The organism is Promicromonospora panici (assembly GCF_900608595.1).
GTDB classification, from domain to species: Bacteria; Actinomycetota; Actinomycetes; order Actinomycetales; family Cellulomonadaceae; genus Promicromonospora; species Promicromonospora panici.
The window spans coordinates 16,550-41,545 of the sequence record NZ_UWYY01000002.1 but is presented as its reverse complement, the minus strand read 5'-3'; the positions used below and the strand labels follow the sequence as shown (position 1 = coordinate 41,545).

24 protein-coding genes are annotated in these 24,996 nt (G+C 71.7%); 19 read left to right on the top strand and 5 right to left on the bottom strand.

Going from position 1 to position 24,996, the window contains the following annotated elements; genetic code table 11:
• Positions 1-105: 105 nt before the first annotated feature.
• Both EW117_RS02065 and EW117_RS02060 read right to left on the bottom strand, forming a co-directional pair.
• Positions 106-1,554, bottom strand: a complete 1,449-nt coding sequence (locus tag EW117_RS02065; RefSeq protein ID WP_129783199.1) for a catalase — start codon at positions 1,552-1,554, stop codon at positions 106-108.
• A gap of 67 nt (positions 1,555-1,621) precedes the next feature.
• Entirely contained in the window at positions 1,622-2,074 is a 453-nt protein-coding gene (locus tag EW117_RS02060; protein ID WP_129783197.1) for a Fur family transcriptional regulator, read from the bottom strand.
• Positions 2,075-2,334: 260 nt separating this feature from the next.
• On the opposite strand from EW117_RS02060, the gene infC reads away from it, so the two are divergent.
• From infC to EW117_RS02040, 4 genes are all read left to right on the top strand, one after another.
• Complete coding sequence (gene infC / locus EW117_RS02055; RefSeq protein ID WP_242504033.1) at positions 2,335-3,411, top strand: translation initiation factor IF-3; 1,077 nt, start codon at positions 2,335-2,337, stop codon at positions 3,409-3,411.
• A 103-nt stretch (positions 3,412-3,514) separates the two neighbouring features.
• Entirely contained in the window at positions 3,515-3,709 is a 195-nt protein-coding gene (gene rpmI, locus EW117_RS02050; protein ID WP_129783196.1) for a 50S ribosomal protein L35, read from the top strand.
• Positions 3,710-3,777: 68 nt separating this feature from the next.
• Positions 3,778-4,161 (top strand): 50S ribosomal protein L20, encoded by a 384-nt coding sequence (gene rplT / locus EW117_RS02045; protein WP_108490904.1) that lies wholly within the window; start codon positions 3,778-3,780, stop codon positions 4,159-4,161.
• Between the two features lie 53 nt (positions 4,162-4,214).
• A complete protein-coding gene (locus EW117_RS02040; RefSeq protein WP_129783194.1) occupies positions 4,215-5,060 on the top strand; it encodes a TrmH family RNA methyltransferase in 846 nt (281 codons plus the stop codon).
• A 36-nt stretch (positions 5,061-5,096) separates the two neighbouring features.
• Here EW117_RS02040 and EW117_RS02035 read toward each other — a convergent pair whose 3' ends face one another.
• On the bottom strand, positions 5,097-5,846 hold the full coding sequence (locus EW117_RS02035; protein WP_129783192.1) for a MarR family winged helix-turn-helix transcriptional regulator: 750 nt from the start codon (positions 5,844-5,846) through the stop codon (positions 5,097-5,099).
• A gap of 144 nt (positions 5,847-5,990) precedes the next feature.
• Between EW117_RS02035 and EW117_RS02030 the strand changes: the two genes are divergently transcribed.
• The 9 genes from EW117_RS02030 (at position 5,991) to EW117_RS01990 (ending at position 17,013) form a co-directional block, all read left to right on the top strand.
• On the top strand, positions 5,991-6,431 hold the full coding sequence (locus EW117_RS02030; RefSeq protein WP_129783190.1) for a spore germination protein GerW family protein: 441 nt from the start codon (positions 5,991-5,993) through the stop codon (positions 6,429-6,431).
• Positions 6,432-6,526: 95 nt separating this feature from the next.
• On the top strand, positions 6,527-7,123 hold the full coding sequence (gene thpR, locus EW117_RS02025; RefSeq protein ID WP_129783188.1) for an RNA 2',3'-cyclic phosphodiesterase: 597 nt from the start codon (positions 6,527-6,529) through the stop codon (positions 7,121-7,123).
• Between the two features lie 412 nt (positions 7,124-7,535).
• The gene (gene pheS, locus EW117_RS02020; protein ID WP_129783186.1) at positions 7,536-8,603 is read left to right on the top strand and encodes a phenylalanine--tRNA ligase subunit alpha; all 1,068 of its coding nucleotides are present in this window, start codon (positions 7,536-7,538) and stop codon (positions 8,601-8,603) included.
• A gap of 1 nt (position 8,604) precedes the next feature.
• Positions 8,605-11,181: a phenylalanine--tRNA ligase subunit beta gene (pheT, locus tag EW117_RS02015; protein ID WP_129783184.1), complete on the top strand. Its 2,577-nt coding sequence runs from the start codon at positions 8,605-8,607 to the stop codon at positions 11,179-11,181.
• On the top strand, positions 11,174-12,046 hold the full coding sequence (locus EW117_RS02010) for an SDR family NAD(P)-dependent oxidoreductase (protein WP_129783182.1): 873 nt from the start codon (positions 11,174-11,176) through the stop codon (positions 12,044-12,046). The genes pheT and EW117_RS02010 overlap by 8 nt, the downstream gene beginning before the upstream one ends.
• Before the next feature lie 149 nt (positions 12,047-12,195).
• On the top strand, positions 12,196-13,440 hold the full coding sequence (locus EW117_RS02005; RefSeq protein ID WP_242504032.1) for a hypothetical protein: 1,245 nt from the start codon (positions 12,196-12,198) through the stop codon (positions 13,438-13,440).
• Positions 13,441-13,554: 114 nt separating this feature from the next.
• A complete protein-coding gene (locus EW117_RS02000; RefSeq protein WP_129783180.1) occupies positions 13,555-15,408 on the top strand; it encodes a glycoside hydrolase family 15 protein in 1,854 nt (617 codons plus the stop codon).
• The gene (locus EW117_RS01995) at positions 15,408-16,454 is read left to right on the top strand and encodes a glucose 1-dehydrogenase (protein ID WP_129783178.1); all 1,047 of its coding nucleotides are present in this window, start codon (positions 15,408-15,410) and stop codon (positions 16,452-16,454) included. Before EW117_RS02000 ends, EW117_RS01995 begins: the two co-directional genes overlap by 1 nt.
• Positions 16,455-16,587: 133 nt before the next feature.
• Positions 16,588-17,013: an SRPBCC family protein gene (locus tag EW117_RS01990; RefSeq protein ID WP_129783176.1), complete on the top strand. Its 426-nt coding sequence runs from the start codon at positions 16,588-16,590 to the stop codon at positions 17,011-17,013.
• A 25-nt stretch (positions 17,014-17,038) separates the two neighbouring features.
• Here EW117_RS01990 and EW117_RS01985 read toward each other — a convergent pair whose 3' ends face one another.
• Both EW117_RS01985 and EW117_RS01980 read right to left on the bottom strand, forming a co-directional pair.
• Positions 17,039-17,797 carry a methyltransferase domain-containing protein gene (locus EW117_RS01985; protein WP_129783174.1) on the bottom strand — a complete coding sequence of 253 codons (759 nt, stop codon included), beginning with the start codon at positions 17,795-17,797 and terminating at the stop codon, positions 17,039-17,041.
• A 146-nt stretch (positions 17,798-17,943) separates the two neighbouring features.
• On the bottom strand, positions 17,944-18,927 hold the full coding sequence (locus tag EW117_RS01980; RefSeq protein WP_129783172.1) for a quinone oxidoreductase family protein: 984 nt from the start codon (positions 18,925-18,927) through the stop codon (positions 17,944-17,946).
• A 92-nt stretch (positions 18,928-19,019) separates the two neighbouring features.
• Here EW117_RS01980 and argC point away from each other — a divergent pair, with 92 nt between their 5' ends.
• The 6 genes from argC to EW117_RS01950 are packed head-to-tail and all read left to right on the top strand — an operon-like array spanning position 19,020 to position 24,954.
• The gene (gene argC / locus EW117_RS01975) at positions 19,020-20,102 is read left to right on the top strand and encodes an N-acetyl-gamma-glutamyl-phosphate reductase (RefSeq protein WP_129783170.1); all 1,083 of its coding nucleotides are present in this window, start codon (positions 19,020-19,022) and stop codon (positions 20,100-20,102) included.
• Entirely contained in the window at positions 20,099-21,295 is a 1,197-nt protein-coding gene (gene argJ / locus EW117_RS01970) for a bifunctional glutamate N-acetyltransferase/amino-acid acetyltransferase ArgJ (RefSeq protein WP_129783168.1), read from the top strand. Before argC ends, argJ begins: the two co-directional genes overlap by 4 nt.
• Complete coding sequence (gene argB / locus EW117_RS01965; RefSeq protein WP_129783166.1) at positions 21,292-22,227, top strand: acetylglutamate kinase; 936 nt, start codon at positions 21,292-21,294, stop codon at positions 22,225-22,227. The genes argJ and argB overlap by 4 nt, the downstream gene beginning before the upstream one ends.
• On the top strand, positions 22,224-23,501 hold the full coding sequence (locus EW117_RS01960; RefSeq protein WP_129783164.1) for an acetylornithine transaminase: 1,278 nt from the start codon (positions 22,224-22,226) through the stop codon (positions 23,499-23,501). The genes argB and EW117_RS01960 overlap by 4 nt, the downstream gene beginning before the upstream one ends.
• Positions 23,498-24,445 (top strand): ornithine carbamoyltransferase, encoded by a 948-nt coding sequence (gene argF, locus EW117_RS01955; RefSeq protein WP_129783162.1) that lies wholly within the window; start codon positions 23,498-23,500, stop codon positions 24,443-24,445. The genes EW117_RS01960 and argF overlap by 4 nt, the downstream gene beginning before the upstream one ends.
• Positions 24,445-24,954: an arginine repressor gene (locus EW117_RS01950; RefSeq protein ID WP_129783160.1), complete on the top strand. Its 510-nt coding sequence runs from the start codon at positions 24,445-24,447 to the stop codon at positions 24,952-24,954. Before argF ends, EW117_RS01950 begins: the two co-directional genes overlap by 1 nt.
• Positions 24,955-24,996 lie beyond the last annotated feature (42 nt).

The window sequence follows — 24,996 nt, the reverse complement described above, 5'->3', positions numbered from 1 at the left end:
ACGTTCGGCGATGGATGGAGCGACCGTCCCTACGTTCGGCAGCGGTCGGACAGCCGAAGCCGGGTTCCCCGGTGCAGGGAGCCCGGCCTCGGCCGCTGCGGGTGGTCAGGCAGAGACCGCCGAGCGCAGCTTGGCGCCCAGCTCCTCGTCGACGTTCGTCCAGTACTGGAAGAACCGCTCACGGATCTCGTCGACCGTGATCGACTGGCCCTGACCGGTCAGGGTCTCCAGCAGGCGGGCCTTGGCGCCGTCGTCGAAGACCTCGCGGTAGAGCGTGCCGGGCTGGCCGAAGTCGCTGTCCTCGCTGTGCAGGGTGGCGGCGGAGCGGACCAGCGTGCCGTCCGACTCCCAGGCTCCGTCCTGGCCGCGCGCCGGGTCGGCGACGGGGCCACCGAACGAGTTCGGCGCGTAGTTCGGGACGCCGACCTCGTTGAAGTGGTGGCGCTGCGAGCCGTCCTGCGAGTAGTTGTGCACCTCGGCGGCGTGCGGCTGGTTCACCGGGACCGACTGGTAGTTGGTGCCCACGCGGTAGCGCTGCGCGTCGGGGTAGGAGAACACGCGGGCCATCAGCATCTTGTCGGGCGAGATGTCGGTCCCCGGGACCTGGTTGGCCGGGGACAGCGCGATCTGCTCGATCTCCGCGAAGTGGTTCTTCGGGTTGCGGTTCAGCGTGAAGTGGCCGAAGTGGATCAGCGGGTAGTCCGCGTGCGGCCAGACCTTGGTCAGGTCGAACGGGTTGAAGCGGTAGGTCTTCGCGTCGTCGTACGGCATGACCTGGACCTTGATGTCCCACGTCGGGCTGTCGCCGCGCTCGATCGCCTCGTACAGGTCGCGGCGGTAGTGGTCGGCGTCCGCCCCGGCGATCTTCTCGGCCTCGTCGGGGCTGAGGAACTTCACGCCCTGGCGGGAGATGAAGTGGTACTTGACCCAGAACTTCTCGCCGGCGGCGTTGGTCCACAGGTAGGTGTGCGAGCCGTAGCCGTTCAGCTCCCGCCACGAGGACGGGAGGCCGCGGTCGCCCATGAGGTAGGTGACCTGGTGCGCCGACTCCGGCGAGAGGGTCCAGAAGTCCCACTGCATGTCGGCGTCGCGCAGGCCCGACCACGGCAGGCGCTTCTGCGAGTGGATGAAGTCCGGGAACTTGATCGCGTCGCGGATGAAGAACACCGGGGTGTTGTTGCCGACGATGTCGAGGTTGCCCTCGGTCGTGTAGAAGCGCAGCGCGAAGCCGCGCACGTCGCGCCAGGTGTCGGGGGAGCCCATCTCGCCGGCGACGGACGAGAAGCGCAGCGCTACCTCGCCCTTGGCGCCCGGCTGGAAGGCCGCGGCGCGCGTGTACTGCGACACGTCGCCGGTGATCTCCCACTCGCCGAAGGCGCCGCCGCCCTTGGCGTGCACGATCCGCTCCGGGACGCGCTCACGGTTGAACTGCGCGAGCTTCTCGACCAGGTAGCGGTCGTGGAGGACCGTGGCGCCGTCAGTACCGACGGTCAGCGAGTGCGCGTCGCTGACGACCGGTGTGCCGGTCTGCGTGGTGGTGTGAGGAGTAGTCATCTCGGCCTTCCTTTGCTGCTTGCGGGGTTCTTTGCGGGATTCCAGCGGGGCCGGAAAGTCTTGGTGGTCAGATCCGTGCGGCGGACCCCGAGGTTCGACAGCCGGGGCACAGGCCCCAGTAGGTGACTTCGGCGGTCTCGACCACGAAGCCGTGGTCGTCGCTCGGGGTGAGGCACGGTGCGTGGCCGACTGTGCAATCCACGTCGCCGATGGCGCCGCACGAGCGGCAGACGACGTGGTGGTGGTTGTCGCCGGTGCGGCGCTCGTAGCGCGCGGGGTGCCCGGCGGGCTCGATGCGGCGCAAGAGCCGGGCGTCGGTCAGCGCGTGGAGGACGTCGTAGACCGCCTGCACCGAGACCGTGCCGAGCTCCGCCCGGACCGAGCCGAGGACGTCGTCGGCCGTGGCGTGCTGCTTGTGGCCCACCGCGTGCAGTGCCGCGACGCGGACGGCGGTCACGCGCAGGCCGGCGCCGCGGAGGAGGTCCTCGGGGGCCGCGGCAGCGGGGGCGGTCGACGACATGTCCCGCACCCTAGACCGTAATCTGGAATGATTCCAGTTGAGCACCGGACGTCCGCGTCGCGGCCCGTGCGGGTGAAGTCACATCGCCTGGGCTGGCCCCCGGCGTCCGGGTGTTGTTATGGTGTACGGACGACCGACCCGGTGCGAGCCGGGTGCGCAAAGTGGATCCCATCCCACCCGAGTCACGACCGAGCGCCGCAAGGTGCCGACAGAGTCCGGGTCCTTGGTCGGGTGTGAAACCTTGGCAGCCTCTTCGCCGAGTGACATACCCCTTCCTCGTGATGGCCTCCACCTGTGTTCAGGGCGGGGGCCATTTCCCGTTCCTGGTGGTCAATCAACGACTTCTTAGGAGCATCACCATCACCGAGCCTCGCATCAACGACCGGATCCGTGTCCCCGAGGTCCGACTCATCGGTCCTGGCGGGGAGCAGGTCGGCGTGGTTGCCACGGCGGTCGCCCTGAAGCTCGCCCAGGACGCTGACCTCGACCTCGTCGAGGTCGCGCCGGACGCCCGCCCGCCTGTCGCCAAGCTCATGGACTTCGGCAAGTTCAAGTACGAGTCCGACATGAAGGCGCGAGAGGCACGGCGCAACCAGGCGAACACGGTCCTCAAGGAGATCCGGTTCCGTCTGAAGATCGATCCGCACGACTACGGCACCAAGAAGGGCCATGTCGTCCGCTTCCTCTCGGCCGGCGACAAGGTCAAGGTCATGATCATGTTCCGTGGCCGTGAGCAGTCGCGTCCGGAGATGGGTCGTCGCCTGCTGGAGCGCCTCGCGGAGGACGTCTCCGACCTCGGTTTCGTCGAGTCGATGCCGAAGCAGGACGGCCGCAACATGACCATGGTCCTCGGGCCGGTCAAGAAGAAGGCTGACGCCAAGGTCGAGCAGCGCAAGCGCGCGGCCGAGGTCAACGCAGGCCGGATGACCAAGTCCGAGGCGAAGGCACAGGCCCGCGCGGCCGACGAGCCCGAGCGCTCGGAGCCGGTCGAGGACCAGGTGGACGAGACGGTCGAGTCCTCGGCCGAGGAGCCCGCCGTGGCGTCGGCGCCCGTCGCGGAGCCTGAGCCCGTCGTCGAGGCGGAGCCCGTCGTCGAGGCGGAGCCCGAGCCGGTCGTCGAGCCCGAGCCTGCTGCGGAGACCGCACCGGAGCCCGAGCCCGCCGCCGAGAAGCCTGCCCCGGCGGCGCCGAAGCAGGCCACCAAGCCCGCGGCCAAGACTGCCTCGAAGCCGGCAGCGAAGCCGGCCGCCAAGGCAGCTCCGAAGCCCGTACCGGCCCCCAAGCCGACGCCGAAGCCCGTGGCCCCCAAGCCGCGTGCGCCGCGCAAGGCCGGCTGAGGCCACGGTCCCCAAGACCACTACGACACCGGGTCGGCCCACCGGCCCTGGTAAACGTCGCCGCTCCTGCAGCGGTCGACCGACATGAGGAGAGACGGCAGTCATGCCGAAGAACAAGACGCACTCCGGCTCCAAGAAGCGGTTCAAGGTCACGGGTAGCGGCAAGGTCATGCGCGAGCAGACCAACGCCCGCCACTACCTCGAGCACAAGTCCAGCCGTCGCACGCGTCGTCTGGCCATGGACCAGGTCGTGGCACCGGCCGATGTCAAGAAGGTCAAGAAGCTGCTCGGTAAGTGACCTTTGTGGTGTGCGCCTGACAGGCGTCACCAAGAACCCTTTTAGCCCCGAAGTACAAGGAGTCTCACGTGGCACGCGTGAAGCGGGCAGTAAATGCCCAGAAGAAGCGCCGTACAACCCTTGAGCGCGCCGCCGGTTACCGCGGCCAGCGCTCGCGCCTCTACCGGAAGGCGAAGGAGCAGGTCACCCACTCGCTCGTCTACGCCTACCGTGACCGGAAGGCGCGCAAGGGTGACTTCCGCAAGCTGTGGATCCAGCGCATCAACGCTGCGTCCCGCGCGCAGGGTCTGACCTACAACCGCCTCATCCAGGGCCTCAAAGCCGCTGGTGTCGAGGTCGACCGCCGCATGCTCGCCGAGCTCGCGGTCAACGACGTGGCGGCGTTCAACGCCCTCGTCCAGGTCGCCAAGGACGCGCTGCCGGCGGATGTCAACGCCCCGGCCGCTGCCTGAGGTTGAGCAGTTCACCGGACGCCCGGACAGTTTCCTCTTCGGAGGCCCGTTCCGTGCCTGATGTGACGCTCGCGAATCCGCGAGCCGACCGCGTCAAGCACGTACGGGCACTGGCCGGGCGTTTGGCGCGCTCCCGGCACGGGCAGTACCTGGTCGAAGGACCACAGGGTGTACGGGAGGCAGTCCGGCACGTGCCGTCGTCCGTCCGTGACGTCTACCTGACGCAGTCGGCCGCGGGGCGGTATCCGGAGATCGTCGACGACGCCCGCTCGGCCGGGCTGTTCCTGCATCTGGGCACCCCGGAGGTACTGGATGCCATGAGCGCCGACGCCCAGGGGGTGCTCGCCGTCGTCCGGACCCAGGCGCCGACGCTGGGGGAAGCGCTGGAGACGCGCGACCCGGAGCGAGCTGGGCGTCCCTTGCTGGCCGCGGTGCTCGCCACCGTTCGCGACCCCGGAAACGCCGGCACGGTCATCAGGGCCGCCGACGCAGCCGGCGCCGACCTCGTGGTTCTCGCGGGGGAGAGCGTCGACGTGCACAACCCGAAGGTCGTGCGCTCCACTGCCGGGTCGCTGTTCCACGTGCCCGTGGTCACGGGGCTGTCACTGGAGGCCGCGCTGGCGGAGCTGCGCGCCGCGGGGTGCCACGTCCTCGCCGCGGACGGCTCCGGACCCCTCGACCTGGACGACCTGCAGGACGACGCGGGTAGCGGCTCGATACCGGACCTCGCCGAGCCGACCGCCTGGGTGTTCGGCAACGAGGCCTGGGGCCTGCCCGACGAGGACCGCGCGCTGGCCGACGCCGTCGTCCGGGTGCCGATTCGTGGCAAGGCCGAGTCGCTCAACCTGGCCACGGCGGCGACCGTCTGCCTGTATGCGAGCAGCCGCGCCCAGCGCTGAACGCGCTGGCCGCGGCTGAGTGCGGCGCACTCGCCCTCACTCCTCGCCCTGGTCGTCCCGGCGCCCGCGCCGACCGCGTCGGCCGTGCGGGCCGGGGTGTCCGCCGGGGCCGCCGAAGCCGGGGCCCCAGAACCCGCCAGGTCCGCCGAACCCGGGTCCGCCGAACTCGCCGGGGAACCCGCGGCCGAACCCGGGGCGCATACGCGGGTCGAACCCGCCGCGGGACCGCCAGAACTCCTCGAACGCCTCGCGACGCTCGCCGAACTCGTCGGCCCAGTCCTGCTCTGCGCGCTCGAGGATCCTGTCGAGGTACCCGGACAGCTGCGCCACCTCGTCGTCATCGAGGACGTCCAGCAGCTCCGGCGTCCCGTGCGGGGGTCGCTCGGTCGCCTGTTCGGCGGCCTGGCCCGCCTCGGTGAGGCGGACGACCACTACGCGCTTGTCGCCGGACGACGGCTCGCGCTCGATCAGTCCCTGCTTCTCCAGCTTGGCCAGCAGCTCGGCTGTCGCCTGCCGGGACATGCCCAGCAGGAACGTGAGCTCCTTCTGGGTGGTCTCCGGCTTGAGCTGCAGCAGTGCCAGCACCCGGCCCTGTCCCTGGCTCGGGTCCAGCCACGGGGCCCCGCGTCCGGGCCGCTTCGCACGCCGGAGCTGGTGCGCCTGCAGCATGCCGACGGTCGACAGCCGGCGCATCGCCTCCTGGCGCGGGTCGTCGGTCTCGTTCATGCCTGCCTCGCTCTCGTTCGGCTCTCTCTGGTCTGCGTCGTCATAGGGCGTGTAGTTCATGATTCTCCTTGGTTGTCAGGCACCTGTCTGTCAGGCGCCTGACAACAACGATGCGCCCGGGTCGTGGATCTGTCAAGTGCCTGACTGTCCGGTGCCTGACATCGTGCTCGTGAGAGCGCGGAGCGCGTCCCCTACGCTGGACGGATGAGGCACGTACCGGACTTGAGCCGTATCAGTGAGGCTGTGGCCGAGTCGTTCGGCGTGCGAGAGGTCTACGGCGAACCGATCGAACGCGACGGAGTGCTCGTCATCCCGGCAGCACGCGTGTGGTCCAGCGGGGGCGCCGGGGCCGGCGCGTCGGAGCATGACGCGGAGGCCGCGTCGGACGTACTCGAGGAGCCGTCCGCCGAGGTGGCCGCGGACCGGTCCGAGCCGGATGTCGGACCGGGTCGCGGATCGGACGGCGGCGGTGGCGGCCTCGGCTTCGGGCGCCAGGCCGAGCCGGCCGGCGCCTTCGTCGTCGAAGGGCAGGGCGTGCGCTGGGTTCCGGCCGTCAGCGTGAACCGGATAGTGCTCGGGGGCCAGGTGGCATTCGTGCTCGCGGCCGCACTCGTCGGATGGGCCATGGCGCGCCGGCGCCGCTGAAGACGTTCGGTACCGGGGCTCAGTCCCCGCTGTCGCCGACGCGGCTGTTGACAAATGCCGTGTCGAGCGGGTCGCGGCGTGCTTAGGATCGTAATGTGCGGCTATTTACGGCGGTCATCCCGCCCACGAGTGTCAAGGACCATCTCGGACTCGCCGTCGACGGCGTACCGGCCTCTCCGCGCTGGGTTCCCCGGGAGAACCTGCACATCACGCTCGCGTTCTACGCGGACCTCCCAGAGGGGACGGTCCCGGAGCTGTGCGAGGAGCTGTCCGACGTCGCGCGCAAGCACGGGCCGATCGACCTGCGGCTGCGTGGCGCCGGGTCGTTCGGCGCGCGCGTCCTGTGGATCGGGGTCGACGGCGGGACGCGCGCGCTGAAGGACCTGGCGACCGACTGCCTGGTCGCCTCGCCGCGCGAGGTCCCGGAAGACGTCAAGCCGCACCGTGCCCACGTCACCGTCGCGCACGCCCGGGCCGGCCAGGTGCGGCCGCCGCGAGGGCGAGACCGCTGGGGGAAGCGCACGGTAGGTGGGCCGCGGTCGCCGCTGGAGCCCGCTGCCCAGGCCCTGTCCGTGTATGCCGGACCCGACTGGACCGCGGACTCGTTCGCGCTCGTGGAGTCCCACCCCGGGGAGGGCGCCCAGGGCGGCCCGCGCTACGAGATCGTGCAGACCTGGGCGCTCGAGGGTTGATCGGCGTGGGTTGATCGGCCGACGGCAGCCCACCGCAGAAGGTCCGTCCCCACGACCGGGGCCAGGGCCGCCCCGGCCGTGGAGACAGGTTCGTCCGAAGCGCTTCGAACATGTGTTGCAACCTACGCCGACCCTCTGACATGCTCGAAAAAGTGTGCCAAGCGCACACCGTTCCACAGGGTGATTCACGTTGCTCACTCTCGCGCAGGCATGGAATGATGGCGATATGCAGCCATTGACCCGCCGATTTATGCGGCCCGCTACGGGCCGTGCGGCGAGCGCTGCGCGCGGGCACTGAACTGCCCTGTGGACAACGCGTCCTGAGCCCTGGCGGGCACCTAGACTTCACATGCCGGCACGGCGTCCCCACGCAGGGACGGAGTCGGCTCCCGAATCCGCCAGGAAGGCAAGCATGTCCACGCCCGATGAGAAGGCACCCATCGATCCGCTCGACGAGGCGGCACTCGACGCCGCGGTCAAGGCCGCCCTCGACGACATCGCCAAGGCCGGCGACCTCGACGCGCTGAAGGCTGTCCGTACCCAGCACACGGGAGACCGCAGCTCCCTGGCCCTCGCCAACCGGGGGATAGGCGCCCTGCCCGGTCCGGACAAGGCGAAGGCCGGCAAGCTCGTCGGCCCGCGTCGCGGTCAGATCAACCAGGCGATCGCCGCCCGTCAGACGGAGCTCGAGGCCGAGCGTGATGCGCGAGTGCTCGCGGAGGAGGCGGTAGACGTCACCCTCCCGGTCCAGCGCGCGACGGTGGGCGCTCGCCACCCGATCGAGCTGGTCCAGGAGCGCGTCGCCGACTTCTTCGTAGGCCTCGGCTGGGAGATCGCCGACGGCCCCGAGGTCGAGGCGGAGTGGTTCAACTTCGATGCGCTGAACTTCGGCCCGGACCACCCGGCACGCCAGATGCAGGACACGTTCTACGTGGCCGGGGACGGCGACAGCGAGTCGAACCTCGTGCTGCGCACCCACACGTCGCCGGTCCAGGCGCGCTCCCTGCTGGAGCGCGGCGTGCCCCTGTACATCGCGTGCCCCGGCAAGACGTTCCGCACCGACGCGCTGGATCAGACCCATACTCCGGTGTTCCACCAGGTCGAGGGACTCGCGGTCGACAAGGGCCTGACGATGGCGAACCTCGTGGGCACGCTGGACGCGTTCGCCAGGGCGATGTTCGGGCCCGAGGCGAAGACCCGCTTGCGCCCGGCGTTCTTCCCGTTCACGGAACCGTCAGCCGAGATGGACCTGTGGTTCCCGCAGAAGAAGGGCGGCGCGGGCTGGATCGAGTGGGGCGGCTGCGGCATGGTCAACCCGAACGTGCTGCGGGCAGCGGGAGTCGACCCGGAGGAGTACTCGGGCTTCGCGTTCGGCATGGGCATCGAACGCACGCTCATGCTGCGCCACTCGATCGCGGACATGCACGACATAGTGGAGGGCGACGTGCGCTTCTCCACCCAGTTCGGGACGGAGATCTGAAGTGCCCCTCATCGTGAAGGACTGGCTCGCGGACCACGTCGAGGTGCCCGCGGACCTCACCGCCGAGCAGCTCGCGGCCGACCTCGTCAAGGTGGGCCTGGAAGAAGAGGCGATCCACGGGGCGGCCGTGACCGGCCCTCTCGTGGTCGGCCGCGTGCTCGAGATGCACCCCGAGCCGCAGAAGAACGGCAAGACGATCAACTGGTGCCAGGTCGACGTCGGCCCGGAGCACAACATCGAGGGGTCCCGCGGCATCGTGTGCGGCGCGCACAACTTCGCGCCCGGCGACCTCGTGGCCGTCGCGCTGCCCGGCACCGTGCTGCCCGGGCCGTTCCCCATCGCCGCCCGCAAGACCTACGGGCACGTGTCCGACGGCATGATCTGCTCCACCGCCGAGCTCGGCCTGGGCGATGACGGTGCGCACGGCATCATCGTGCTGCCCCGGGACATGGGCTTCGCCGCCGAGGACCTCACCCCCGGCCAGGACGCCATCGCGCTCCTCGGTCTCGGTGAGGAGGTCCTGGAGATCAACGTGACCCCGGACCGCGGGTACGCGTTCAGCTACCGCGGCGTGGCGCGCGAGTACGCCCACTCCACGGGTGCGAAGTTCACGGACCGCGGCCTGGCCACGGGTGCCGAGCCCTCCGCCACGCCGGACGGGTTCGAGGTGCTGGTGCAGGACGACGCGCCGATCAACGGCGTGGTGGGCTGCGACCGCTTCGTGACGCGCATCGTGCGCGGCATCGACCCGACCGCGCCCACACCCGAGTGGATGAAGCACCGCCTCGAGGGCTCCGGCATGCGGTCGATCTCGCTTGCGGTCGACGTCACGAACTACGTGATGCTCGACCTCGGGCAGCCGCTGCACGCCTACGACCTCGCCAAGGTCTCGGCCCCGATAGTGGTCCGCCGGGCCACCGACGGCGAGCGCCTCACCACGCTGGACGACGCCGACCGCGCGCTCGACACCGAGGATCTCCTGATCACCGACTCGCCCAAGGGCGCGGGCAGCCGCGTGCTCGGTCTAGCCGGGGTCATGGGCGGAGCGTCGTCCGAGGTCAGCGACGCGACGACGGACGTGCTCGTCGAGGCGGCGCACTTCGACCAGATCACGGTCGCCCGCACGGCCCGCCGGCACAAGCTGCCGAGCGAGGCCGCCAAGCGGTTCGAGCGCGGCGTCGACCCGCTCCTGCCCCCGGTCGCGGCGCAGCGCGTCGTGGACCTCCTGGTCGAGCTGGGTGGCGGCACCGCTGACGCCGCGGTGAGCGACCTCGACACCATCGCCGAGGCGGGCCCGCAGAAGCCGATCCTGCTCAAGGTCACCGAGCCCACTCGGCTCTCGGGCGTCGAGTACACCCCCGAGCAGGTGCGGAGCACCCTCGAGGAGATCGGCGCGACGGTCGAGTCGTCCTCGGTGGCCGAGCCCGTCGAGGTCCTCGTCGTCACGCCGCCGACCTGGCGTCCCGACCTGACCGAACCCGCGGACCTGGTCGAGGAGGTCGTGCGCATCCAGGGCTACGACCAGGTGCCTTCGGTGCTCCCGGCTGCCCTGGGCGGCCGCGGCCTCACGACCGAGCAGCGCACGCGCCGCTCGGTCGCCCGCGCGCTGGCCGAGGACGGCTTCGTCGAGACGCTCAGCTACCCGTTCGTGGGGGCCGCAGAGTACGACGCGCTCGGTCTGCCCGCCGACGACCCGCGCCGCGGCTCGCTCCGCCTCCTCAACCCGATGGCCGACGACAAGCCGCTGCTGCGGTCGAACCTGCTGGTCACCCTGCTCGACACCGTGCGGCGCAACGTGTCGCGCGGCCTGAGCGACCTGGCGGTGTACGAGATCGGCCTCGTCACCCTTCCGGCGGCGGACGCACCCGCGGCGCCCTCGCTGCCCGGCGGGGTGCGTCCCACCGACGAGCAGCTCGCCGCGCTCGCGGCCGCGGTCCCGGACCAGCCGCGCCGGGTGGCCGGCGTGCTGACCGGCAAGCGTGAGCTCGCCGGCTGGTGGGGTGCGGGCCGCGCGGCCGGCTGGGAGGACGCCCTCGCGGCGGCCCGCCTGGTGGCCGAGCGTGCCCAGGCCGAGGTAGTGGTCGTCCCGGATCCCGACCGGATGCCATGGCACCCGGGGCGCTGTGCGCGGCTGGAGCTCACGGACGGAACCGTCGTCGGTCACGCCGGCGAGCTGCACCCCAAGGTCGTCGAGACGCTGGGGCTGCCTGCCCGCGCCGCGGCGTTCGAGGTGGACCTGAGCGTCCTGGTCGATGCGGCGTCGGGCGAGCCCGTGGTCGCGACGCCCGTGTCGGCGTTCCCGGCGGCCAAGGAGGACTTCGCCTTCGTGGTCGACGGTGACGTGCCCGCCGAGGCTGTGCGGTCGGCGATCGTGGCGGGCGCCGGTGAGCTGCTCGAGGACGTGGCGCTGTTCGACGTCTTCACGGGTGAGCAGGTGGGCGAGGGCAAGAAGTCCCTCGCGTACTCGCTTCGCCTGCGGGCCGCGGACCGGACGCTGTCCGCGAAGGAGGTCCGCGCGGTGCGCGACGCCGTCGTGGAGTCGGCCGCCACGAAGATCGGGGCGGTGCTGCGTGGCTGAGTCGGTTTCCGAGGCCGGCCCCGTGGAGACCCCGTCGGCCCGTACGGCGCTCGTCACGGGCGCCTCGCGCGGCATCGGCAGGGAGATCGCACTGGGTCTCGCGCGAGCAGGGCTGGATGTTGCCCTGCTCGCGCGAGACGCGGAACGGCTCGCGGCAGTCGCCGCGGAGGTCCGGGCGCTGGGTACGACGGCGGTGGAGCTGACCGCCGACGTGTCGGACCCGGCGGCGGTGCGCGCCGCCGTCGAGCAGGCCGAGGAGGCGCTCGGGTCGATCGACCTGCTGGTCAACAACGCGGGCGCCATCGAGAACGAGCACCCCCTGTGGGAGGCCGATCCCGACGAGTGGTGGTCCGTGTTCGAGACCAACGTGCGCGCGCCGTTCCTGTTCAGCCGCTACGCCGTGCCGGGCATGATCGAGCGCGGCGGAGGCCGGATCATCGACCTGGCCTCGGGAGCGAGCTCGCACGAGATGCGCGGGGGCTACTCCGCCTACAACGCGAGCAAGACCGCGCTGACGCGCATGGGCGCCAACCTCCACGGCGACGGCTTCCGGCACGGGATCCGCATCTTCGAGCTCGCGCCGGGCGTCGTGCGGACCGACATGTCGACGGGCATGACCCTGCACGAGGGCCGCACCCAGTGGACCCCGGTCGAGCGGGTGACCGACGTCGTGAACGCGATTGCGGCCGGCGAGCTCGACGCCTGCTCGGGGTGGTTCCTGCGGGTCACGCACGACACCCCGGAGTCGCTCAAGGCGCTGGCGGCCGACGTCGCGCAGGAGGGCGCGGCGGCGACGGCCCGCCGGCTCCGGGTGCTCCCCGCCGGCCGCCGCGACCCGCTGGCGGACTCCCTCACCAAGCGCTGACCAGCGGCTTCGTCGGCGTGCCTGGCCGCTCGGCCGGGCACGCCGACGCGACCGGCGGACACGGGCCGTTCATCCTGGGGGTACTGGCATACGGGACGGGCACTCCCTACGGTGTGCAAGCAACCGTCCCCTCATGCAAGGAGACCACCATGCGTCATCGTCGCCCCGCGCTCGCGATCGCGAGCTTCGGACTGTGCGCCCTGCTCGCGTCAACGGGCCAGGCCGTCGCCACGGAGGCCGCGAGCGACCAGGCGGAGCCGTCGATCGCGGCCGCCGCGACACCGCTCACCGCGAGCAACTTCCGCTACACGCTGTCGCAGACGTCGTCGTCCCTCGTCGGTGCGCTGGACTCGGCGCTGCCGAACGTGACCATGGGAGCGGTGGCCGACGACGCCAACCGCACCCCGAGCTGCGGCAGCGCGCCGTCGGTCACGAACCGCACCGCGTACTACTGCTGGAACTCGGGCGACCAGACCACCGAGGCCTGGTACCCGCAGGGCATCACCACCAGCTCCGACGCATACGGCGAGGGAACGTACGACGGCAAGCGCATCAACCTCGTGAGCTGGTACGACCACGCCGAGGACGGTATAGACAAGGGCGTCCGCATCAGCGTGTCCAACCTGTCCGCGAGCGCGTCCGCGCCGCCGTACCGGCACATCCTGCTGGTCGAGCCGAGCGGGACCACGAGCGCACCGTCGTTCCGGCCGGTCAACATCCACGCCGGCGGCCTCATGTGGTACGGCAACCTGCTGTACGTGGCGGACACGAGCGGTGGTTTTCGCGTGTTCGACCTCGACCACCTGTGGCAGGTGTCGACGGGCAACTCGTCGGCCGTCGGGCGTCAGTCCGACGGCTCGTACCACGCGTTCGACTACAAGTACGTGCTGCCGCAGACGGCGAAGTTCACCGACTCGACGGCCGGAGGCTACGCCCAGCTGCAGCACTCGTCGGTCGCGCTCGACCGGACGAGCACGCCCGACTCGGTGATCGTGAGCGAGTACCGAAGCGCCGCCGACATCGAGGCGGGCGCCCAGGTGCGGACGATCCGGGTCCCGATCGACTACACGAACCGGTACCTCAAGCCGGCGTCGGACGGGATCATCAAGGCGACGGAGGCTTACCGGACCGACCTCGAGAGCGTGCAGGGCTCGACGGCCATCAACGGGAAGTTCTACTTCTCGCAGAGCGACGGGTCGGACCACTCGAACCCGAACTCGGACGGCGACCTGCACACGTTCGTCGCTCCGTCGGGCGCCATGGTGCGGCACGGCAACGCACTGACCGTGGGCGCGGAGGACCTGTCCTACGACCCGGGCCGCGACTACCTGTGGTCGCTCGGCGAGTACCCGGGCTACCGCTGGGTGTACGCGGCGGACGCCTCGTCCTTCTGACCCGGCCGGCATAGCCACGCACGTATCAGGCGCCCAGGTCACCGGAGTGACCTGGGCGCCTGATACGTGCGGTCGTCTGGTGAGGAAGGCGGGCCGAACCTAGTCTGGGGAGCGATGACGCTCCGAATCGAAGATTACGGAATTGTCGGCGATCTGCAGACCGCTGCTCTGATCGGTCGGGACGGCTCGATCGACTGGATGTGCCTGCCGCGCTTCGACTCCCCGGCATGCTTCGCGGCCCTGCTGGGCGGCGAGGAGCACGGGTCGTGGCGCCTGGGACCCGTCTCAGGCGGAGAGTGCACCAGTCGTCGCTACCGGGACGGCACCCTGATCCTGGAGACGGAGTGGGACCTGCCCGAAGGCACGGTCCGGGTGACCGACTTCATGCCGCCGCGCGGCGACCAGGCCGATCTCGTCCGGATCGTCGAGGGAATCAGCGGCGACGTCCCCATGACCACCGAGCTGCGCCTCAGGTTCGACTACGGGCACGTCGTGCCCTGGGTGATGCCGGAGGGCGGCGCCCTACGTGCCGTCGCGGGACCGGACTCCGTTCGCCTGGACGCGGGTGTCGAGATCACGCACGAGGGGGTGGCCGCCGGCTCGGCCCTCCACGCTCGCTTCACCGTCGGCGCGGGCGACCGCGTGTCGTTCGTGCTGACGTACCACGCGTCCCACCTCGCCACGATGCTGCCGGTCCACGCGGAGGACGCGTTGCGCGAGACCGAGGAGTTCTGGCGGTCGTGGGTCGCAGGGTCCAGCTACGAGGGCCCGTGGGCCGACGCCGTGCACCGGTCCCTGATCACCCTGAAGGCACTGACCTACGCCCCGACCGGGGCCATCATCGCCGCCGCCACGACGTCGCTCCCCGAGGAGCTCGGCGGCGCGCGCAACTGGGACTATCGGTACTGCTGGCTGCGCGACGCCGCGTTCACTTTGCAGGCCCTGGTCGGCACCGGGTTCATCGACGAGGCGCGCGCCTGGCGGGCGTGGCTCCTGCGCGCCGTCGCGGGCGACCCGGCGGACCTGCAGATCATGTACGGGCTGGACGGCCGACGGCGCCTGCCGGAGTACACGATCGACTGGCTGCCCGGCTACGAGGGCTCCGGTCCGGTTCGGATCGGGAACGGCGCGGTCGGCCAGCTCCAGATCGACGTCTGGGGCGAGACGCTCGACGCCCTGCACCTGGCGCGCACGGCGGGTCTGGAGACCGACCCGGAGGCCTGGCGCGTGCAGAAGGCGCTCCTGGACCACCTCGAGGAGCACTGGGACGACCTCGACAACGGGCTCTGGGAGGTGCGCGGTCCGAAACGCGCGTTCGTCCACTCGCGGGTCATGGCCTGGGCCGGCTTCGACCGAGCGGTGCGCGCCGTCGAGGAGGGCGGCCTGGTGGACGAGCCCGTCGAGCGGTGGAAGGCCATCCGTGACCGGATCCATGAGGACGTGTGCACGCACGGGTACGACCCCGTCCGGAACACGTTCACCCAGTTCTACGGGTCGGAAGGACTCGACGCCGCGCTGCTGCTGATCGGGCAGGTCGGCTTCCTGCCCTGGGACGATCCCCGCGTCGTCGGCACCGTCGAGGCGGTACAGCGCGAGCTCTCTCAGGACGGGCTGCTGCTGCGCTACCACACCCACCTCGACGGCAGGGTCGACGGCCTGCCCGGCGCGGAGGCGACGTTCCTGGTCTGCAACTTCTGGCTGGTCGACGCGCTGCACGGGATCGGACGGGTCCAGGAGGCGGTCGAGCTGTTCGAGCGGCTGCTCGCGCTGCGCAACGACCTGGGGCTGCTGAGCGAGGAGTACGACGTGGTCACGGGCCGTCACCTCGGCAACACCCCGCAGGCGTTCAGCCACCTCGGCCTGGTCAACAGCGCGCTGCGGCTCGGCCACGGCGTGACCGCCCGCGACGTCGAGGCGGGCGTGGTCGAGCACGCCGCCGCCAAGCACGGGGCCGAGGAGATCGCCTGATGCGTGCCCTGACAGTGGTCCCGCGCAGCCCCGGCTCCCTGGCGGTCACCGATGTCGACGAGCCGGTGCCCGCCGACGGTGAGCTCCTGGTCGACGGTCTCGCCGTCGGCGTCTGCGGCACGGACCGGGAGATCGCCGCCGGCGAGTACGGCTGGGCCCCTCCCGGCCGCGAGCGGCTGGTGCTCGGGCACGAGTCGCTCGGGCGGGTGCGATCGGCCCCCGACGGCTCCGGCTTCGCGCCGGGTGACCTGGTGGTGGGCGTCGTCCGTCGGCCGGATCCCGAGCCGTGCGGGGCGTGTGCACGGGGCCAGTTCGACATGTGCCGCAACGGTGAGTACACCGAGCGGGGCATCAAGTCGATCGACGGGTTCGCCTCCGAGCGGTGGACCGTCGAGACGGACTACGCGGTCCGCCTCGACCCGTCGCTCGAAGACGTCGGCATGCTGCTCGAGCCGACCACCGTCGTCGCCAAGGCGTGGGAACAGATCGAGCTGGTCGGGCAGCGGGCGTGGTTCGAGCCGAAGGTGGCGCTCGTGACCGGGGCCGGCCCGATCGGCCTGCTGGCCGCGATGATCGGCGTCCAGCGCGGACTGGAGGTGCACGTGCTCGACCGGGTCCCCGACGGCCCGAAGCCGCAGCTGGTCGCTGACCTGGGCGCCGAGTACCACACCGAGCCCGTCGCGAACGTGGCTGGAGCCCTGCGCCCCGACATCGTGATCGAGGCGACCGGCGCGAACCAGGTGGTGCTCGACGCCCTCTCCGCGACCGGGAGCTACGGCGTCACCTGTCTCACGGGGGTGACGTCCGCGGGGCGGCGGCTCGAGTTCGACGCCGGCGCTCTGAACCGGGAGATCGTGCTGGAGAACGACGCGGTGATCGGCTCCGTGAACGCCAACCTGACGCACTACCGGACCGGCGCGGAGTCGCTGTCCCGGGCGGACACCAGCTGGCTGGCGCGCATCGTGACCGACCGGGTGCCGCTCGAGGACGCCGCCACGGCATTCGTGGGCGATACCGGCGGGATCAAGACGATCCTGGAGCTGTAGCGCCTCGGTGGCGCTCGTTCCGCCGCGCCGGACGTGCGCCGGACGTGTGTCGTCACGTCGCGAACTGCGCCCGTGGGCCGAGACTATGGGTTGTGACGCCGGTCGGCGACAACTCTGATGACAGGGAGCACGCATGCCGAACTACAGCACGTCCACCGAGATCGACGCCTTGCCGGAGGCCGTCTGGACCGTCCTGTCCGACGTCGAGCACATGCCCGACTGGACGCCGTCCATGACCTCGGTGGAGATCATCGACGGGCCCAACCCGCCGGACGTCGGAACCCAGGTGCGGATCGAGCAGCCGAAGATGCCGCTCGCGATCTGGCTGGTCGACGAGTGGGACCCGCCGCGGCACTTCGCGTGGATCAGCGAGTCCGCCGGCGTGACCACGCAGGCCGAGCACCTGGTGGAGCCTCTGCCCGACGGCCGCTCCCGGGTGACCCTCGCGATCACGCAGACCGGGGGCCTGGCGTGGCTGCTCGGCAGGCTGACCATGGGCCGCACGCGGCAGTACGTCGACGCCGAGCTCGCCGGCCTGAAGGCACGGGTGAAGCCGTAGCCCATGGCTCCGGGCCGGACCCGGCTCAGGCCCGCGCCGCCACCACGAACACCCGGCGGAACGCCAGCGGCGTCCCGTAGGCCCGCTCCGGGTAGGCCTCGCGCAGCGCAGCGCCGAACTCCTCCTCGAACCGGGCACGCAGCGCGGGGTCCTTGGCCTCCAGCGCCTGGAGCGTGGGCTGGGCACCCGTCGCCGAGATCCACCGCAGCACCGGGTCCGGCCCGTGCAGCAGGTGCGTGTAGGTGGTCTCCCACGCGTCCACGGCCCAGCCCGGCCGGGCCAGGATCTCCACGTACTCGGCCGGATCGGCCGTCGCCCGGCGTTCGACCGGCCCGACGGCGTCGGCGTACGGCTCGCGGGCGGCGACCTCCCGCAGCAGCACGTGACTGGGCGCGTCGTGGTTGCCCGGTACCTGGAAGGCGAAGACCTGCGCCGCCCGGTCGGCGAGCGCCGGCAGCAGGTCGCGATGCTCCGGCACCCACTGGAGCGCGGCGTTGCTGACGACGAGGTCGGCGGTGTGGTCGTCGGTGCTGAGGTCGGCGAGCGCGTACTCCGTGTCCGGGTCCGCCGCCCGGGCCCGTTCGATCATGGCGGGGGAGGCGTCGATCCCGGTCACGCGGGCCTCGGGCCAGCGTGCGCGGAGCACGGCGGTGAGGTGGCCCGGCCCGCACCCGAGGTCGACGATGGTGGCGGGCGTCCCGGGAACCCGGGCGACCAGCTCGGTGAACGGGCGCGACCGCTCGTCCGTGTACCGCAGGTATGCGCTGGGACTCCAGTCCGCCATGACCGCTCCTCGACGTCGAGTATCTTGACGTCAAGATATCGGCGCAGGCACCCCACCCGCAACCTCCGGCTTCGTTGAGTGCTGGAGATTCGCCTTCTTTCCGGCCGTGGCGGGGCGAATGTCCAGCACTCAACGGGGCTGGGTGGTCAGGGGATGAGCAGGACCTTGCCCGTGGTCGCCCGGGACTCCAGCGCCTGGTGCGCCGCGGCGGCGTCCGACAGCGAGTAGGTGGCCCCGACGCGTACGTCCAGGTCGCCCGACGCGGCGGACCCGAGTACCTCGGAGGTGCGCCACTCGAGCTCGCTGCGGGTCAGCGTGTGGTGCGTGATGGTCGGCCGGGTGAGGAACAGGGAGCCCGCCTTGTTGAGCCGCTGCGGGTCGAACGGCGGCACCTGGCCGGACGCGCCGCCGAACAGCACCAGCATCCCGCGCGGCCGTAGGGAGGCGAGGGACGCCTCGAAGGTGGTCTTGCCCACGCCGTCGTACACGACGTGCACGCCCTGGCCGTCGGTGAGCTCGCGCACGAGCGCCGGCAGCTCGGTCGTGATGTCGGCCAGCTCGGCGTAGTTGATGGTGTGCGCGGCGCCGGCCGCGGACGACAGTGCCGCCTTCTCGGGCGTCGAGACCGTGGTCAGCACCCGGCCGCCGCGCGCGACGGCGAGCTGGGTCGCCAGCAGGCCGACGCCGCCAGCGCCCGCGTGCAGCAGGATGTCGTGCCCCGGCCCGACCTCGAACGTGGACCGCACGAGGTAGTGCGCGGTGATGCCCTGCAGCGGCAGGGCGGCGGCGATGGTGAGGTCCAGCCCGCGCGGCACGGGGACGACGCCGGCGGCGTCCACGGCCACCAGTTCCGCGTACGAGCCGGGCCCGCTGTGCCAGGCCACGCGGTCGCCGACCGCGAAGCCGGTCACCTCCTCGCCGAGCGCCTCCACGATGCCCGCCCCCTCCGCACCCACCACGTGCGGGTACTCCATGGGGTAGACGCCGGCGCGGCGATAGGTGTCGATGAAGTTCACACCCGCCGCCGCGACGCGGACCAGGAGCTGACCCGGACGAGGGGTCGGGTCGGGGAGCTCGGTGTACGACAGGACCTCGGGGCCGCCCGCCTGGCGGGCTACGACTGCGTGCATGCACCGAGCCTATGTCGGCCGGTGGTGCGCGGGACCCGGGTGTGACGGGCATCGGGTTTCGTCCTCCTGCATAAGTATGTATGCTACCGAATATGTCCAGCAGCCAGCTCATCCGAGTCGCCGTCGCCGGCGCGTCCGGCTATGCGGGCGGGGAGGCCCTCCGCCTCCTGGCGGCCCACCCCTTCGTCGAGATCGGCACGCTCACCGCGCACTCGAACGCCGGGTCGAGCCTCGGCGAGGTCCAGCCGCACCTGCGCGGCCTCGCGCACCGCATCCTGGAGCCCACCACCGCGGACGCGCTGCGCGGGCACGACGTCGTGCTGCTCGCCCTGCCGCACGGCGCGTCGGGCCAGGTGGCGGCCCAGCTGCCGGACGACGTCCTCGTCGTGGACCTCGGGGCCGACCACCGGCTGGAGTCCGCGAGCGACTGGGAGCAGTTCTACGGCTCCACGCACGCCGGGACCTGGCCCTACGGACTGCCCGAGCTCATCCACGCCGAGGCGCCGGGGGCCGACGTCGCCACCGCCGCGCGCCAGCGCGACAAGCTGGCCGGCGCGCGCCGCATCGCGGTGCCGGGCTGCAACGTCACGGCCGTGACCCTGGGCCTGCAGCCCGGCGTCGCGGCGGGCGTGGTCGAGACCGGCGACATCGTCGCCGTGCTGGCCAACGGGTACTCCGGCGCGGGCAAGGCGCTCAAGCCGCACCTCCTGGCGAGCGAGGCGCTGGGCGCCGCGCAGCCGTACGCCGTGGGCGGCACCCACCGGCACATCCCGGAGATCCGGCAGAACCTGCGGGTCGCCGGCGCGGAACAGGTGACGGTCAGCTTCACGCCCACCCTCGTGCCGATGTCGCGCGGCATCCTCGCCACGGCGACCGCCCGGCTGGCCAAGGGAGTCGACCCGGAGCAGGTCCGCGCCGCCTGGGAGGCGGCATACGCGGACGAGCCGTTCGTGCACCTGCTCCCGGAGGGCCAGTGGCCCAGCACCGCGATGACGCTCGGCGCCAACACCGCGTGCGTGCAGGTCGCCGTCGACGCCGCGGCGCGCCGGGTCGTCACGGTCACGGCCATCGACAACCTCGTCAAGGGCACGGCGGGCGCCGCGGTCCAGTCCATGAACCTCGCCCTCGGCTTGCGGGAGACCGCCGGCCTCATCACCGAAGGAGTCGCACCATGACCGACCCCGCAGCGGGCGTCACCGCGGCAGCAGGGTTCCGGGCGGCCGGGATCACGGCCGGCCTGAAGGCATCGGGCACGCCGGACCTGGCCCTCGTCGTCAACGACGGGCCCGAGCACACCGCCGCCGCGGTGTTCACGAGCAACCGTGTGGTCGGCGCGCCCGTCATGTGGTCGCGACAGGCGGTCAAGGACGGCGTCGCGCGCGCCGTCGTGCTCAACTCCGGGGGCGCCAACGTGTGCACCGGGCCAGGTGGGTTCCAGGACGCGCACGCCACCGCCGAGAAGGTCGCCGACGAGCTCGGGATCGGCGCCATCGACGTTCTTGTGGGCTCCACCGGCCTGATCGGCGTGCGCCTGGCCGCGGACAAGCTGCTGGCCGGCATCCCCGTCGCGGTCGGCGCGCTCGCGGCCGACGCCGCCGCAGGCACGGCGGCGGCCACCGCGATCATGACCACCGACACCGTGGCCAAGACGGCGGTCCGCACGGTCGAGACGCCGTCGGGCACCTTCACCGTGGGCGGCATGGCCAAGGGCGCCGGCATGCTCGCGCCCGCGTTGGCGACCATGCTGTGCGTGATCACCACGGACGCCGTCGTCCCGGCAGCCGGCGCCGACGCCGCCCTGCGCGCCGCCACCAGGGTCACCTTCGACCGCGTCGACTCCGACGGCGCCATGTCCACCTCGGACACCGTGGTCCTGATGGCCTCGGGCGCCTCGGCCGTCACTCCGGACCTCGACGTGCTCACCGAGGCCGTCACGGCGATCTGCGCGGACCTGGCCCGCCGGCTCGTGGCCGACGCCGAGGGCGCGTCCCACGACATCGCCATCACCGTCACGAACGCCACGACCGAGGATGCGGCGCTCGCCGTCGCGCGCGCCGTGAGCCGGTCCAACCTGGTCAAGGCCGCGATCTTCGGCAACGACCCCAACTGGGGCCGCATCCTGTCCCAGGTCGGCACCGTGCCCGAGGAGGTCGCGCCGTACGATCCCGCCGAGCTCGACGTAAGTGTCAACGGCGTCATGGTCTGCAAGGCGGGCGGCGCCTACGAGCCGCGCGAGAAGGTCGACATGGCCGCGGCGCGGGAGGTCACGATCACCGTCGACCTGCACGCCGGCGACGCCGAGATCACGCTCTGGACCAACGACCTGACGCACGACTACGTCCACGAGAACAGCGCGTACAGCTCATGAAGGGGACCGAGGAGGACTTCGAGTTCGACACCCGCACCGACCTGCGCGCCGACCAGAAGGCCGAGGTGCTGATCGAGGCCCTCCCGTGGCTGCAGGAGTTCTCGGGCGCGCTCGTCGTCGTCAAGTACGGCGGCAATGCGATGCTCGATGCCGAGCTCAAGGCCGCGTTCGCCCAGGACATGGTGTTCCTGCGGCAGGTCGGCCTGCGGCCCGTCGTCGTGCACGGCGGGGGACCGCAGATCAACGTCATGCTCGACCGCCTCGGCATCGCCTCGGAGTTCAAGGGCGGCCTGCGCGTCACCACGCCGGAGGCGATGGAGGTGGTGCGCATGGTCCTGACCGGTCAGGTCAGCCGCGAGCTGGTGGGCCTGATCAACGCGCACGGCCCGGTCGCCGTCGGCCTCTCGGGGGAGGACGGCGGCCTGCTCGGCGCCGAGCGCCGCCACGCCGTCGTCCAGGGCGAGCTCGTCGACGTCGGCCTCGTGGGCGACGTCGTCCAGGTGGACCCGCGCGCCGTGGAGGACCTGCTGGAGGCCGGCCGGATCCCAGTGGTGTCCACGATCGCGCCCGACAAGGACGACCCGACCCAGGTGCTGAACGTCAACGCCGACACGGCGGCCTCGGCGCTCGCGGTGGCGCTGGGCGCCAAGAAGCTCATCGTCCTGACGGACGTCGAGGGGCTGTACACCTCCTGGCCCGACCGGGACTCGCTCGTGGAGCGGATCACGGCGCCCGAGCTGTCCGAGCTCCTGCCCACCTTGGAATCCGGGATGGTGCCGAAGATGGAGGCGTGCCTGCGTGCCGTCGAGGGCGGCGTGGCCGCCGCGACGGTCATCGACGGCCGCCAGCCGCACAGCGTGCTGCTGGAGGTCTTCACCACGCGGGGCAACGGGACGATGGTGGTTCCGGCGAAGGAAGGTGACGCAGCATGAGCACGGTGATCCCCGCCGAGGGTTCGGCCCTGACCACGAACGGCTCGGTCGCCGCCTGGACCGAGCGGTACTCGGGCGCGGTGATGGACACGTTCGGCCCGCCGCAGCGCGTGCTGGTCCGCGGCGAGGGCGCGCACGTCTGGGACGCGGACGGCAAGCGCTACCTCGACCTGCTCGCGGGCATCGCCGTGAACGCGCTGGGCCACGCCCACCCGACGCTCACGGCCGCGGTCAGCGCCCAGCTCGGCACGCTGGGGCACGTCTCGAACTTCTTCGGCACGCCCGCCCAGATCGCGCTGGCCGAGACGCTGCTCCGGGCCGCCGAGGCGCCCGACGGGTCGCGCGTGTTCCTCACCAACTCGGGCACCGAGGCGGTCGAGGCGGCGTTCAAGATGACGCGCCGGGTCGCGACGTCGTCCGGCGTGGGGACGCGTACGCGGGTGCTCGCCCTGGAGGGCGGCTTCCACGGCCGGTCGATGGGCGCCCTCGCGCTGACCGCGAAGGCCGCCTACCGGGAGCCGTTCGAGCCGCTCCCAGGCGGCGTCGAGCACCTCCCGTTCGGCGACCTCGCGGCCCTGGACGCCGCGTTCACGCCGCAGGCGATCGCCGAGCGCGGTGAGGTCGCGGCCCTGGTGGTCGAGCCCGTGCAGGGCGAGGCTGGGGTGCGCTCCCTGCCGCCCGGCTACCTCGCGGCCGCCCGCCGCCTGACCACGGCCCACGGCGCGCTGCTCGTGCTGGACGAGGTCCAGACCGGCATGGGCCGGTGCGGCTCGTGGTTCGCCTACCAGCAGCCGGAGGTCGGCGGCGGCATCGTGCCCGACGTCGTCACGGTGGCCAAGGGCCTCGGCGGCGGTTTCCCCGTGGGCGCCGTGATCGCGTACGGCGACGCGGCACGCCTGCTGGGCCGCGGTCAGCACGGCAGCACGTTCGGCGGCAACCCCGTCGCCGCGGCGGCGGCGCTCGCGACGATCGGCGTGATCGAGCGGGACGGCCTGCTGGCGAACGTGCGGGAGGTCGGCGCGCTGCTGCGCCAGGAGATCGAGATGTGCGGCAGCCCGCTCGTCAAGGAGGTCCGCGGGCGCGGGCTGCTGCTCGCCGTCGTGCTCAACGAGCCGGTGGCGGCGCGGGTGGCCGCGGCGGCGCTGGAGGCCGGGTTCATCGTGAACGCTGTGGCGCCCGACGCGATCCGGCTCGCCCCACCCCTGATCCTGACCGCGGAGCAGGCCACGGAGGCCGCCCGCTTCTTCGCAACCCTTCCGGAGGATCTCGCATGACCCGCCACTTCCTGCGCGACGACGACCTGACGCCGGCCGAGCAGAAGGCAGTCCTGGAGCTCGGGCTCGCCCTGCGCGAGGACCGGTACCTCAGCCTGTCGCAGGACGGCCGCCGCCCGTTGGAGGGCCCGCGCGCCGTCGCCTTCATCACGGACAAGCCGACGCTGCGCACCCAGGTGTCGTTTGCGGCGGGCATCGCCGAGCTCGGCGGATTCCCGCTGATCGTGGACGGCAACCTGGCGAAGATCGGCGTGCGTGAGTCCATCGCCGACACCACGCGGGTGCTCGACCGGCAGGTCGCCGCCATCGTGTGGCGCACGTTCGGGCAGGACCGCATCGAGGAGATGGCCGCCGTCTCGCGCGTGCCGGTCATCAACGCGCTGACCGACGACTTCCACCCGTGCCAGATCCTCGCCGACCTGCTCACGGTGGCGCAGCACCGCGGGCTCGACGCCCTGCCGGGCACCACGTTCGCGTACGTGGGCGACGCCGCCAACAACATGGCCAACTCGTACCTGCTCGGCTGCGTCACGGCGGGCATGCACGTGCGGGTCGCTGGCCCGGAGGGCTTCCTGCCCGACGCCGCGATCGTTGCCCGGGCGCACGAGATCGCCGCGCGGACGGAGGGCTCGGTGACCGTGACGACGTCGGCCAAGGAGGCCGTGACCGGAGCCGACGTCGTGGCCACCGATACCTGGGTGTCGATGGGCGACGAGGCCGAGGCCGAGGAGCGGGCCAAGCCGTTCTGGGACTTCCAGCTGAACGCGGAGCTGCTCGCGGCCGCTGCCCCGGATGCGCTGGTGCTGCACTGCCTGCCGGCCTACCGCGGCAAGGAGATCACCGCGGAGGTCATCGACGGCCCGCAGTCCGTGGTCTGGGACGAGGCCGAGAACCGCCTGCACGCGCAGAAGGCGCTGCTGGCCTGGCTGCTGGAGCAGGGCTGATGGTCACCAAACAGACCGCGACGACCGCCACGACGAAGGCAGCGCGGCACGCCCGGATCACCGAGATCGTGACGCGCAACGCCATCCACTCGCAGGCGGAGCTCGCCGACGCCCTGGCGGCGGACGGCGTGAGCGTCACGCAGGGCACCCTGTCGCGCGACCTCATCGAGCTCCAGGCCGAGAAGGTGCGCGGCTCGGACGGGACGCTGGTCTACGCCGTGCCGGGCGAGGGCGGAGACCGCAGCGCGCAGTCGGACGCCAGCGAGGAGTACCTGTCCGCACGGCTGGCCCGGCTCGCCAAGGAGCTGCTGGTCTCGGCCGAGTCGTCGGGCAACCTCGTGGTGCTCCGAACCCCGCCGGGGGCAGCGAACCTGCTGGCCTCGGCGATCGACCACTCGGTGTTTCCCGGAATGCTCGGCACGATCGCCGGGGACGACACGATCCTCGTCATAGCGCGGGACGCCGACGGCGCCGCGCTGGCGGGACGCTTCCTCGCGCTGAGCGCCTGAAAACACACCACAATCGCACCTGAACACCACCACCGGAAAGAG

Bases quoted from the DNA above. Each gene is read 5' to 3' on its own strand.
- EW117_RS02060 (WP_129783197.1), bottom strand. From the start codon at position 2,074: ATGTCGTCGACCGCCCCCGCTGCCGCGGCCCCCGAGGACCTCCTCCGC.
- argC (WP_129783170.1), top strand. From the start codon at position 19,020: ATGTCCAGCAGCCAGCTCATCCGAGTCGCCGTCGCCGGCGCGTCCGGC.
- argB (WP_129783166.1), top strand. From the start codon at position 21,292: ATGAAGGGGACCGAGGAGGACTTCGAGTTCGACACCCGCACCGACCTG.
- EW117_RS01995 (WP_129783178.1), top strand. From the start codon at position 15,408: ATGCGTGCCCTGACAGTGGTCCCGCGCAGCCCCGGCTCCCTGGCGGTC.
- EW117_RS01990 (WP_129783176.1), top strand. From the start codon at position 16,588: ATGCCGAACTACAGCACGTCCACCGAGATCGACGCCTTGCCGGAGGCC.
- argF (WP_129783162.1), top strand. From the start codon at position 23,498: ATGACCCGCCACTTCCTGCGCGACGACGACCTGACGCCGGCCGAGCAG.
- argJ (WP_129783168.1), top strand. From the start codon at position 20,099: ATGACCGACCCCGCAGCGGGCGTCACCGCGGCAGCAGGGTTCCGGGCG.
- EW117_RS01980 (WP_129783172.1), bottom strand. From the start codon at position 18,927: ATGCACGCAGTCGTAGCCCGCCAGGCGGGCGGCCCCGAGGTCCTGTCG.
- pheS (WP_129783186.1), top strand. From the start codon at position 7,536: ATGTCCACGCCCGATGAGAAGGCACCCATCGATCCGCTCGACGAGGCG.
- EW117_RS02000 (WP_129783180.1), top strand. From the start codon at position 13,555: ATGACGCTCCGAATCGAAGATTACGGAATTGTCGGCGATCTGCAGACC.
- EW117_RS01950 (WP_129783160.1), top strand. From the start codon at position 24,445: ATGGTCACCAAACAGACCGCGACGACCGCCACGACGAAGGCAGCGCGG.
- EW117_RS02005 (WP_242504032.1), top strand. From the start codon at position 12,196: ATGCGTCATCGTCGCCCCGCGCTCGCGATCGCGAGCTTCGGACTGTGC.
- EW117_RS02065 (WP_129783199.1), bottom strand. From the start codon at position 1,554: ATGACTACTCCTCACACCACCACGCAGACCGGCACACCGGTCGTCAGC.
- EW117_RS02030 (WP_129783190.1), top strand. From the start codon at position 5,991: ATGAGGCACGTACCGGACTTGAGCCGTATCAGTGAGGCTGTGGCCGAG.
- rpmI (WP_129783196.1), top strand. From the start codon at position 3,515: ATGCCGAAGAACAAGACGCACTCCGGCTCCAAGAAGCGGTTCAAGGTC.
- EW117_RS01985 (WP_129783174.1), bottom strand. From the start codon at position 17,797: ATGGCGGACTGGAGTCCCAGCGCATACCTGCGGTACACGGACGAGCGG.
- EW117_RS01960 (WP_129783164.1), top strand. From the start codon at position 22,224: ATGAGCACGGTGATCCCCGCCGAGGGTTCGGCCCTGACCACGAACGGC.
- EW117_RS02035 (WP_129783192.1), bottom strand. From the start codon at position 5,846: ATGAACTACACGCCCTATGACGACGCAGACCAGAGAGAGCCGAACGAG.